General features: G+C 63.7%; 11 protein-coding genes. 8 read left to right on the top strand and 3 right to left on the bottom strand.

All coding sequences use genetic code 11. The features are described from left to right. The 4 genes from GSQ76_RS06060 to GSQ76_RS06045 form a co-directional block, all read left to right on the top strand. On the top strand, positions 1 to 703 hold a 703-nt coding region (locus GSQ76_RS06060; protein WP_158743018.1), incomplete at its 5' end, for a LysR substrate-binding domain-containing protein. A 28-nt stretch (positions 704 to 731) separates the two neighbouring features. Continuing rightward, positions 732 to 1454, top strand: a complete 723-nt coding sequence (locus GSQ76_RS06055) for a PIG-L deacetylase family protein (RefSeq protein WP_272482676.1) — start codon at positions 732 to 734, stop codon at positions 1452 to 1454. Further along, positions 1451 to 2137 (top strand): 4-carboxy-4-hydroxy-2-oxoadipate aldolase/oxaloacetate decarboxylase, encoded by a 687-nt coding sequence (locus GSQ76_RS06050; protein WP_158743016.1) that lies wholly within the window; start codon positions 1451 to 1453, stop codon positions 2135 to 2137. The genes GSQ76_RS06055 and GSQ76_RS06050 overlap by 4 nt, the downstream gene beginning before the upstream one ends. A gap of 8 nt (positions 2138 to 2145) precedes the next feature. Continuing rightward, on the top strand, positions 2146 to 3009 hold the full coding sequence (locus tag GSQ76_RS06045) for an ABC transporter substrate-binding protein (protein WP_254070267.1): 864 nt from the start codon (positions 2146 to 2148) through the stop codon (positions 3007 to 3009). Here GSQ76_RS06045 and GSQ76_RS06040 read toward each other — a convergent pair. After that, complete coding sequence (locus tag GSQ76_RS06040) at positions 3006 to 4262, bottom strand: MFS transporter (protein WP_216850924.1); 1257 nt, start codon at positions 4260 to 4262, stop codon at positions 3006 to 3008. The two genes, GSQ76_RS06045 and GSQ76_RS06040, sit on opposite strands and share 4 nt — an antisense overlap. 14 nt (positions 4263 to 4276) lie before the next feature. Further along, the gene (locus tag GSQ76_RS06035) at positions 4277 to 5362 is read right to left on the bottom strand and encodes a mandelate racemase/muconate lactonizing enzyme family protein (protein ID WP_158743015.1); all 1086 of its coding nucleotides are present in this window, start codon (positions 5360 to 5362) and stop codon (positions 4277 to 4279) included. A gap of 121 nt (positions 5363 to 5483) precedes the next feature. On the opposite strand from GSQ76_RS06035, the gene GSQ76_RS06030 reads away from it, so the two are divergent. From GSQ76_RS06030 to GSQ76_RS06020, 3 genes are all read left to right on the top strand, one after another. Further along, the gene (locus GSQ76_RS06030; protein WP_158743014.1) at positions 5484 to 6413 is read left to right on the top strand and encodes a LysR family transcriptional regulator; all 930 of its coding nucleotides are present in this window, start codon (positions 5484 to 5486) and stop codon (positions 6411 to 6413) included. A gap of 104 nt (positions 6414 to 6517) precedes the next feature. Beyond that, complete coding sequence (locus GSQ76_RS06025; RefSeq protein WP_216850923.1) at positions 6518 to 7393, top strand: amidohydrolase; 876 nt, start codon at positions 6518 to 6520, stop codon at positions 7391 to 7393. Continuing rightward, a complete protein-coding gene (locus GSQ76_RS06020) occupies positions 7390 to 8712 on the top strand; it encodes an MFS transporter (protein ID WP_158743012.1) in 1323 nt (440 codons plus the stop codon). Before GSQ76_RS06025 ends, GSQ76_RS06020 begins: the two co-directional genes overlap by 4 nt. Here GSQ76_RS06020 and GSQ76_RS06015 read toward each other — a convergent pair. Beyond that, complete coding sequence (locus GSQ76_RS06015; RefSeq protein ID WP_158743011.1) at positions 8709 to 9800, bottom strand: mandelate racemase/muconate lactonizing enzyme family protein; 1092 nt, start codon at positions 9798 to 9800, stop codon at positions 8709 to 8711. The two genes, GSQ76_RS06020 and GSQ76_RS06015, sit on opposite strands and share 4 nt — an antisense overlap. A 93-nt stretch (positions 9801 to 9893) precedes the next feature. On the opposite strand from GSQ76_RS06015, the gene GSQ76_RS06010 reads away from it, so the two are divergent. Then, positions 9894 to 10858, top strand: a 965-nt coding sequence (locus GSQ76_RS06010; RefSeq protein ID WP_158743010.1) for a mandelate racemase/muconate lactonizing enzyme family protein, incomplete at its 3' end; no start/stop codon positions are given.

Below are 10858 nucleotides of genomic sequence, written 5' to 3'. Positions count from 1 at the left end.
GGTGACCCTGGGCGCCCTGCCCGTGACCGCAACCGGCGTGCTGCCCGGCGTGCTGACCCGGCTGCGCATTCAGCACCCTGGCCTCACCGTGCGCCTGCAGCAGGGCCGAACGGAGGATCTACTGCCAGCCCTTGCCATCGGCGAGATCGACCTCATCGTCGGCCGCCTCTACCAGCCCGCCGTGCCGGATGGGTTCGACCGCCACCCGCTATGGGCCGAACCCATCTCCGTCCTGGCCCGCACCGGTCACCCCCTGTTCGAGCAGCCCCAGGCCACGATCGAGGCCTTGCGGCAATACGAATTGGTCCTGCCTACCGTCACCCAGCGCGTCGGGCAGGAAATCGAGCATCTGCTTGCGTTGCTGAAGCTGGGGCCCGATATGCCGCTGCGCTCCAGTTCCTACGGCTTCATCCGGGAAATGCTGCTCAGCACCGACCTCATCTCGGTCATGCCGCGGCTGATGATGGTGGGGGACCTGCTACGCGGCACGCTGCGGGTGGTCACGCTGCCAATCGATGCCCCCCCTCGCCCGGCCGGCCTCATCCTAGACCCGTCCCGCCCCCTCTCCGCCGCCGCACGCGGCTTCGTCGCCTGTCTCACCGTCTATATCCAGGAACTGACGCAACGCGGATTGGCTCCTATAACCCCCGGTTATATCGATGGCGCGCAAAGCAATACGACGCTCCCGTCGCTGCCGGACTAAACTGCACGCATCTGAGGGGGAGTCGATCGTGGCAAGTGGCAAGACAGGCCTGGTGGTCAGCGCCCATTCTGCGGATTTCGTGTGGCGCGCCGGCGGGGCCATCGCCCTGCACGCTGCGGCCGGCGTGGCGATGACGGTCATCTGCCTTTCCTACGGCGAGCGCGGCGAATCCGCCAAACTCTGGCGCCAACCCGGCATGACGTTGGACCGCGTCAAATCCGAACGCCAGAAGGAGGCGGAGGCCGCGGCCGCCGTGCTAGGCGTTGCCGACATCCAGTTCTGGGATCTGGGCGACTACCCGATTACGCTGGACGAGGCCGCGCTGTTCCGCTTGGTTGACGTCTACCGCGCCATCCATCCCGCCTTCATGCTCACACATTCCAGCCGCGATCTTTATAACCACGACCACCCGGCGGTGACCGATTTCGCCCAGCACGCCCGCATCGTGGCCCAGGCGCATGGCCACAAGCCGGAGCAGAAGGTGATTGGGGCGCCCCCAGTGTTCCTGTTCGAGCCACACCAGCCGGAGCAGTGCGATTGGAAGCCGGACGTGCTGCTGGACATCACCAGCGTGTGGGACAAGAAGCGCGCCGCCATCGAATGCATGGCCGGGCAGGAGCATCTGTGGGAGTACTACACCCGCGTGGGCCTGCAGCGTGGCGCCCAGGCCGCCCGTAACTCCGACAAGAAGATCACCTACGGCGAGGGCTACCAGTCTGTCTTCCCGCACGTGGTGGAGACTCTGGGATGAGCGTCGTCATCACCAACCCACCGCGCGTGCCCGGCGCCACATTGGAGGCCTATAGCGGCATCGGCGTCGCCACCGCGCACGAGGCGCAGGGCCGCACTGGATTGCTGGCCAGCACCATGCGGCCGATCTATGCCGGTGCGAAGGCCATCGGCACTGCCGTCACCGTGTCGCTGCCGCCCTGCGACAATTGGATGGTCCACGTTGCGGCCGAGCAGTGTAAGCCCGGCGACATCCTGGTGGTGTCCCCTACCTCCCCCTCCGACGCCGGGTATTTCGGGGAATTGCTGGCCAGTTCGCTGATCAGCCGAGGTGTAGTGGGCCTGGTGATCGAGGCCGGGTGCCGTGACGTGGCCGAACTGACGAAGATGGGTTTCCCCGTCTGGTCCCGCGCGGTGTCGGCCCAGGGCACGGTGAAGGAGACGCTCGGCTCGGTGAACGTGCCGCTGGTATGTGCCGGGCAACTGATCCAGCCCGGCGACCTCATCCTGGCCGACGATGACGGCGTGGTCGTCATTCCGCGCCTGAGGGCCGACGCCGTGCTGGTGCTGAGCCGGCAACGCGAGGTCAAGGAGGAAGGCGTGCGCGCCCGGCTGCAGACCGGTGAATTGGGCCTGGACATCTACGGCATGCGCGAGGCGCTGGCCAAGAAGGGGCTGGTCTACCGCGACGCGGGGCCGGGCTGAGCCGGCCGATGCTGACCGCGGCGATTGGCCGGTATCCCCACACCACGGCCCTGCTAGACGGAAAAGTGGGGGACCCAAGGTTGGACCTACGCTTTGCCGACGTAAAGCCGATCAGCCGCGCCTTCGCCCCAATGGTGCGCGACCTACGTTACGATGTTTCGGAGATGGCGATCGCGACGTTCTTGCAGGCGAAAGCATACGGCAAGGACATCGTGCTGCTGCCAATCGTGCTGGCCGCCCGGTTCCAGGAGGCGGCTTTGCTGTGCCTTGCCAGCAGCGCCATCCGCGGCCCGGCGGATCTGGCAGGCAAGCGAATCGGCGTGCGGGCCTACAGCCAGACCACCGGCGTTTGGCTGCGCGGGGTTCTGCACGACCAGCATGGCATCAGCCCCGAGCAAATCCGCTGGATCACCTTTGAAGACGCCCACGTCGCTGAATATCGCGACCCACCCTGGGCCGAGCGTGCGCCAATTGGTGCCGAATTGCTGGGCCTGCTGCATGCCGGCGACGTGGACGCCATCGTGGTCGGCAACGAGGTACCGGATGATCCGGCGTTCCGCACCGTCTTTCCCGACCCGGCCGCCGCCGGCACCGCGTTCTGGAACCTGCATCATCTGATCCCGGTGAACCACCTGGTGACGATCCGCGGTGCAACCCTGCGCAAACAGCCGAATTTAGCAGCGCAATTGATCGACCTATTCGGCAATTCCAAAGCCGCCAGCGCGAATGCCCCGCCCGAACTACTGATCGGCCGCGCCACCTTGCAGCCCGCCATAGAACTCGCGGTGCGCTACACGTCGGAGCAGGGTTTGCTGCCGGGTCCCTTCACCGCGGACGAGGTATGGGCGGGCCTGCCGTCCGACATTTCCTAGCTGCGCGGCATCCACGGTCGCAGCGCAAAGGACAATATCGCCGTCACCCCCATCACCCCGGCAATCGCCAGCATACCCGCATCGAACGAGCCCGTCGTCTCCCTCAGCCAACCCATCACGTAGGGGCCGACGAAGCCGCCAAATGCGCCGATGGAGTTGATGAATGCCAATCCGCCTGCCGCCGCCGCGCCAGTCAGGAACGTCGAAGGGATGGCGAAGAACATCGTGCGCGCGGCGGTGGTGCCAGTCAGCGCGACCGTCAGCCCCACCACCAGCGCAGGCACCAGCAAGCCATAGACGACCGAAAACACCAGCCCAGCCACAGCAACGATACAGCCAAGCCCAAGATTCAGCAGCTTGCCACCCGCCCGGTCTGTCCGCCACGCCCACACCATCATGCCGATAGTGGCGAACAGATACGGAATTGCCGACAGGAACCCGACGGCGAGGTTGGAGACGTGCTGTTCCTTCAAAATCAACGGCAGCCACACGCCCATGCCGAACGACCCGATGGTGAGCCCAAAGGTTACGACCGTCAGAACCCATACGCGGATGTCGCCGATTGCAGCCCGCATGGTGGTCTTCGCCCGGTGCCGTGGTTCGGCCGCCAGCATCGCCGCCAGCGCCTCCCGCTCCGCCGGGTTCAGCCAGGGCGCATCCGCCGGGCCATCCGCCAAATAGGCCAGCACAACGAAGCCGATGATGCAGGCGGGCAAACCCTCCACCAGGAACAGCCATTGCCAGCCGGCAAACCCCAGAAACCCCTGCATTTGCAGTAGCAGCCCCGACACCGGGCCGCCGATGAGCGAGGACACCGGCATCGCGAGCATAAACCACGCTGTCATGCGCGTGCGGTATTCAGCGGGAAACCACAGCGCCAAATAGAAGATGACACCCGGGAAAAATCCTGCCTCCGCCACGCCCAGGACGAACCGGATGATGTAGAAACTGTTCGGCCCAGTTGCGAAGGCATTGGCCGCCGCGGCAAGCCCCCACGAGATCATGATGCGGGCGATCCAGCGCCGGGCGCCGAACCGATACAGCGCCAGGCTGCTCGGCACCTCGAATGCGCAGTAGCCGAAGAACAGGATGCCGGCGCCCCAGCCGAATTGCGCCGCCGTCAGCCCGAGATCGTGGTTCATCGTCAGCGCCGCTATGCCAACGCTGGTGCGATCCAGGTAGTTGAAGAAATACGCCGCCGAGAATCGGCAGCAGCCGCCAGGCGGTTTTGCGCAAGGCCGATCGGCTGGCATCGTCACTCATGGCGCTACACGCGGAACCGGGCAATGGCATCCGGATCGAAACTGAACCCCCAACCCGGGCGGTCCGGCACGATGGCATGGCCCTTCGCGTCCAGCGTCACTGGCTCGCGATAAAGCGGGCTGAACCACGGCATGTGCTCCAGGACCATCCCGTTGGGGATGGCGGCCATCAGCGGCAGGCTCATCTCGGTAAACAGATGCGACGAAATGGGTATGCCAAATCCCTCGGCCATGTGGGCCACCTTCATGAACTCGGTCGGGCCGCCCATGCGTTGCAGATCGGGCATCAGGATATCGGCGGATTGCAGCCGCAGCATCTCCATCATGCCGAGCCTGGTGTATTCATTCTCTCCGCTTGCAATCGGCGTGGCCAGGGCGGCGGCCACCGCTGCTTCTGCCGCGTGGTCGTGATACGGCACCGGTTCCTCGATCCAGGCGAGTTCGAATGCCTCCAACGCGCGGCCGAGATGAATGGCGCGGGCCGCTGTCAGTTGTTGGTTGGCATCGGCCATCAACGTAACGCCGGGCCCCACGGCGTCCCGCACAGCTCGGACGCGCGCAACGTCCTCCGCCGTGCTCGGTTTGCCCAGCGACATCTTCAGCGCGCGGAAACCTCGGGCGAGAATGGCGGATGCTTCCGTCTGCAACCCGTCGATCGATGCGGATAGGCGCAGGCCGCCACTGGCATAGACCGGCACGGATTGCCGGCACGCACCCAACAGGCGGGCGACGTTTACCCCCGCCTTCTTCGCGCGTAGATCCATGATGGCCATATCCAGCGGCGCCAGTCCCAACACCGCAATGCCGCGATGGCCGAAAAACCCCATCCCATTCCAAGCCGCCTGCCAGAAGCCGCCGCCAAATTCCGGCTCCGATCCCAGGACCAACGGCTCGTAACTACGAATCGCCGCCAGCAGCACGTCGCTGCGCCGCCCATTCACGGTAAATGCCAAGCCCTCCCCCACCATCCCGACATCTGTCTCCAGGTGCACCAGGATGCAGCCCGCATGCTCGATGACGCCGAGGCTACTGGGAATTGGGGTTGGCAGGGGAACATGGACAATATCCGTGCGCAGCCCGGTGATCTTCATTCCACCATGTCAGCCTAATCGACCCGTGGTGAGTCAAGTGAGCACCTCCGTATGACAGATGAATCGCTTGCATGTCCCGGCATCGGTCCTATCCTTCGCCCATAAATATTGGGAGCCAAGGGTGCGGGTCGATTTCTTTGGGTTGCAGGCGTTCGTCAGCATCGCAGCGCGTGGCAGCTTCCAGGCCGCTGCGACCAGCCTGAACCTGTCACAAACTGCGCTCAGTCATCGGATGCGCAAGTTCGAGAACGATCTGGGCGTCAAACTCATGATCCGCTCCACGCCGCAAGTGACGTTGACCGCGGCGGGTATGGATTTGCTGCCGAAGGCGCGGCAGATCATGGACGATCTGCAGACCTCGCTGGATGCCGTGCGCAAACAGGGCAGTGTCAAGCAGCAGCAACTCGCCCTGGGCTGCCTGCCGACTTTGGCCAGCCACTATCTGCCGCCAATCTTGCACGAATTTGCGCTGCAGCACCCCAACATCACCGTCCGCATCTACGACAATTCGGCGACGGAGATCGTGGAACGTGTAGCCGCCGGCGATGCAGAGTTCGGCATTACCATCCTGGCCGCCAACCGTCCCGACATGGAGGCGCGGCCGCTGATGAAGGAGCCGTTCGTGCTTGTCGCGCCGGCAAGCCATGCCATCGCAGCGCAACAATCAGTGGATTGGTCGGATCTGGCAGGTCTGCCGCTCATCCGAATCAGCTCGCAGGCAGGCAACCGCTTGTTGATCGACAACGCGCTTGGGTCACGACGCGAATCCCTGGTTTGGCAATACGAGGTGCAGCATGTTTCCACGGCGATCAACATGGTGGCGGCGCAGAATGGCTTCACCGTCGTGCCAAGCCTGCTGATCGACGCAATGGGCACACCGGGTATCGTTGCACGCCCGTTGCGTAACCCGGGCATCAGCCGCGTCGTTGGGCTAGTATTCAAACGCGGCGGCGTTCTGTCGCCGGCAGCGCAGGATTTGATCGCGCTGATCGAAAAAGGTCGCCGCCAGTCCCGCCCCGCATCACGGCAGCGCATCGCGGCGACTGCGTGATGAACAATATTCATGTCTGGTTCGATAGAAGTCACTTGTCCCTCGCTTAGCCACGGTGGACTCTTGTTCCAATGCTGGGTTCGACCCGGCGCGGGAGAAACGACGTGGCGCTACTGAGTCCACCGCCAGATCCGAACACCAAGACGCCCCGGCTGAAATGCCCACCCGGCGCGATCGACGCGCATTTCCATCTGTTTGGCCCGGCGTCGCAATATCCGCTTGATCCGACATCGTTCTACGAGATCGCCGACGCCCTGCCGGAAACGCTGATCGCACTGCACAAGACTATCGGCATCTCGGGCGGTGTTCTGGTCAGCGGCGGCGGCTACGGCCGCAATGCCCGCCACATGTTGGACACGATGGGCCGCTTTCCTGGCTACTTCCGTGGCGTCGCCGTGCCGCCGGATCATCTGCCGGAGGCCGAAATCAACGACATGCATCGCCAGGGCGTCCGTGGCGTCCGCTTTTCCAGCCATCAGCGTGGCAAGCATCTGGCGCCCATTTTACCGGATCTCGCGGCCGCAATCTTCGAGCATGGCTGGCATGTGCAATTCTACGCGCATACCGGTGGGTTGGCGGAAAGCGTCGACAAATTGCTGGCCTTGCCCAACACCATCGTGATCGACCATTTCGGCACGCTAGTGCCGGAGGCCGGGCTGAACCAGCCCGTCTTCCAAGCCATGTTGCGCATGCTGGACACCGGCCGCGTCTACGTGAAACTGTCCGGCCCTATGCGGTGTTCCACTATGGACCCGCCCTACCCCGACATGACGCAATACGCCCACGCACTGGTTGCGCATGCGCCGGAGCGGCTGGTCTGGGGCACAGACTGGCCGCACCCAAACCTGAACGAACAGAAGATGCCGAATGACGGCGATCTGTTGGACCTGCTGCTGGATTGGGTGCCGGACGAGGCCACCCGCAACCGCATCCTAGTCGACAACCCACGCACGCTGTACGACTTCGGCCCCGTCACGTGAACCACCCAGACGTTAGCGCGGTTGAGAAAAAGCTCGTCTACCGGGCGGCCTGGCGCATTTTGCCGTTCATGATGATCTGCTACCTCGTGTCGTATATCGACCGGGTGAATATCGGCTTCGCCACGTTCCAGATGGACCAGACCATCCATTTGACACCGGAAACCTTCGGCCTAGGCGGCGGGCTATATTTCATATCCTACGTGTTGTTCGAAGTCCCCTCCAACGTCCTCATCACCCGGTTCGGCGTCCGGTTGTTCTTGACCCGCATCATGGTGACCTGGGGACTAATCACGTGTGCGATGGCATTGGTACAGGGAACTTGGTCCTTTCTAAGCCTGCGCCTATTGCTGGGTGCAGCGGAGGCCGGGTTGTTCCCCGGCGTGATCCTGTATCTTACCTTCTGGTTCCCGCGGTCGTTTCGCGCCTCGTTCATCGGTTGGTTCGCATTGGCGATTCCGCTATCCGGTGTCGTTGGCTCACCCATTTCGGCCGCGCTGTTGCAAATGGACAAGATCCTTGGTTTCGCCGGCTGGCAATGGTTGTTTGTGCTCGAGGGTATTCCCGCCGTATTGCTGGGAATCGTCTGCTATTTCTTCGTCGCCGACGGCCCCGCCAACGCACGATGGCTGACGGCGGAGGAGCGATCGATCTACACTGCCATGCTGCAACGCGACGAACCGCTGCGACATGCCGTTGGCGCGAAACATGCCTCGCTATGGCGGATCCTGATCAACCCGACCGTGCTTGGGCTCGCCGTCGTGTTGTCCGCATCCTCGGCAATTTCCAACACCTATGCCGTCTGGTCGCCGCGGTTCATCAAGTCATTTGGCATGGCGGACACATCCATCGGCTGGCTGAACGCCCTGCCCTATTTGTTCGGCGCCGCGGCATTGTTATTGACGGCCTATTCGTCCGACCGGTTTCGGGAACGCGTGTGGCATGCAGCGCTTCCGCTTTATGCCTCAGCCGTGTGTACCGTACTCATGTTGGTGTCCGGCGAATTCATCTTCGCCTATCTGATGATAGGGTGTTCGATCATGGGCATCTATGCCGGCAAGTCTCCGACCTGGGCCGTCGCCACAGAATGGCTGCCTGCGGATATGAAGGCGGTCGGCATTGCGCAGGTGAATGCCGTCAGCAGCCTCATCTCGTTCTTCCCGATCTACATCGTGGGAATGATCCGCGGCGCTGGTGGCAGCTTTGCGCTGGCCTTCCTGCCGATGGCGTTGATCTCGGCTGCCGGCGCCAGCATTCTGCTGTATATGAACCATACGCGCAGCCGCGCTGGCACCGGTGTGGCGGCCACCCGCCCGGCCTAGGCCAGGCGATACTGCGCGACGATCGCCTGGTCTGGATCGCATCCCAGGCCCGGCCCAGTTGGCACGGCGATCCGCCCGTCCTTCAGCGCGATCGACTGACCGAGCGGGCTCGCGCCCAAATCGGCGAACGAATACTCGATCATCGTTTCCGCCACGAAGGTGGCGACGATATGCACGCTGGCTAACAAGCCCGGCCCAAAATACGGACAGTGCGGCACCAACGGCACGCCATGCTTCGCCGCGATCGCCACGATCTTCATGAATTCGGAAATCCCGCCAATCTTGGTGACACTCGGCTGCGCCACGTCGACCGCGCCGGCAGCGAACATCTGCTCGAAGTTCATCGCGCTCATTGCATTCTCGCCGGCGGAGATCGGCATGCCCGCACCACGCCGCACCGCGGCAAGGCCGGCGAAATCCTCCGGCGGCCAAACCGGCTCCTCAAACCACATCAGATCGAATGGCCGCAGATCGGTCGCGATTTCAAGCGCCTGTGCCACAGTCCAGGGACAATTCACGTCCATCATCAGCCCAACATTCGGGCCGATCGCCTCACGCGCAGCGGCGACATTCTGCACCGTCACTTCATGCAGCTTGATGGCGCGAAACCCGCGCCCCGCCGCCTTGGCGGAATTGGCAGCAACCAGCGCTGTGTCGCCATACCGCATCAGGCTGGCATAGGCCGGCAGATCGCAATGTTTGGCGCCGCCGAGCAACGCAGATACGGGTTGGCCCGCAGTCTTGCCCGCGATATCCCACAACGCGATGTCCAGCCCGGACAAGGCAAACGTTACGGCGCCGGTGCGGCCCAGCAAATGCAATTGTCGCTGCAGGCTCAGCATCAGTCCGGCGATATCCGCCTCATCTTTCCCCACCGCCAACGGCGCCACCAGATTGACCAATGCCGCCCGCGTTGCCGGCCAGATCGCGTAGCCAAATGCTTCGCCCCAACCGACAATCCCAGCCTCGGTTTCTACCCGGATCAGCAGGATTTCCATCTGCCGCGGATGCCCGGCAAATAGCGGCTTTGGCCCAAACATCTCGTAGGGCAAGCTCAGCGGAATGGCTTCGACACTGCGGATGGTCATCTTCGGCAAAACTCCCGTGCAAACCATTGGCGTCGCCGCATGCTACAAGCTATTTGTCGGGAGCGACATCTCTTCGGGCGTTGGAATCACCTCATGAAGATCATCGAGATTCGCGGCTATCACGTCGCATTCAAACTCGCCGAACCGATCGCCAATTCCATCGTCGTGATGCGCAGCCGCGAGGCGCTGCTCGTTGAAGTGGTGACCGATACCGGGATCACCGGCTGGGGCGAAACCGGCGCCTCGCCCCATGCGGCGGCAGCGTTCATTCGTGCAAAACTCGCCCGCCTCCTTCTCGGGCAAGACCCGGCGGCAACCGGTCGCTTGTTTCACAGCATGGCCGCCACTGTGGGATATGACCGCCGCGGCGCCGCGATGATGGCGATCTCCGCCCTGGACATGGCGCTGCACGATGCCGCCGCGCGTGCGCAGAACGTCCCGGTTTCGGCACTACTAGGCGGTGCGTTGCGGCAGCAGATGTTCGCCTATGCGAGCGGCCCGTTCATGCAGGAGGGTTCCGACCCCTACCGGGATTTCCCCGCAGAGACCGAGGCGCTGTTGCAAGCGGGCTACCGTGCCTTCAAGCCACGCAGCGGCAATGATCCTCGCACGGACGCGGCCGCCATCCTCGCCATGCGCCGGCAGATCGGCGATGCGGCCGCGCTGATGATCGATATCAACCAGGGCTACACCGCGCGTGCCGCAATCGAGGCCGCGAGGCGGATGGAGGCGGCCGGGCTGCTCTGGATCGAAGAGCCCGTGCAGCCAGAGGACATTGCCGGCTACCAAACCGTCTCAGCCGCGGTCGGTGTCGCCATTTCGGGCGGGGAAGCCCTGGGCAGCCTGGCCGCGTTCCGGGATTTCATCACGGCCCGCACCTTCTCGATCGTGCAGCCGGATTTGGCGGTATGCGGCGGCTTCACTGGAATGCGCCGGGTTGCCGCCTTGGCCGACGCGTTCGACATGCCGGTGATGCCGCATGTTTTCGGGACCGTGGTGAACTACTACGCCTCTCTGCAGATGGGCGCGGTGCTCACCAGCCGCCGAGGCGGCGGGCT

It is taken from the genome of Acidisphaera sp. L21, from assembly GCF_009765685.1.
Taxonomy (GTDB): Bacteria; Pseudomonadota; Alphaproteobacteria; order Acetobacterales; family Acetobacteraceae; genus LMUY01.
Note: the sequence above shows the minus strand (reverse complement) of the source record. Positions and strands in the feature narration are given on the sequence as shown.

What these genes read in the sequence shown, in the direction of transcription:
- GSQ76_RS06050 (WP_158743016.1), top strand. Translation starts at nt 1,451, where the DNA reads ATGAGCGTCGTCATCACCAACCCACCGCGCGTGCCCGGCGCCACATTG.
- GSQ76_RS06045 (WP_254070267.1), top strand. Translation starts at nt 2,146, where the DNA reads ATGCTGACCGCGGCGATTGGCCGGTATCCCCACACCACGGCCCTGCTA.
- GSQ76_RS06040 (WP_216850924.1), bottom strand. Translation starts at nt 4,262, where the DNA reads ATGCCAGCCGATCGGCCTTGCGCAAAACCGCCTGGCGGCTGCTGCCGA.
- GSQ76_RS06035 (WP_158743015.1), bottom strand. Translation starts at nt 5,362, where the DNA reads ATGAAGATCACCGGGCTGCGCACGGATATTGTCCATGTTCCCCTGCCA.
- GSQ76_RS06015 (WP_158743011.1), bottom strand. Translation starts at nt 9,800, where the DNA reads ATGACCATCCGCAGTGTCGAAGCCATTCCGCTGAGCTTGCCCTACGAG.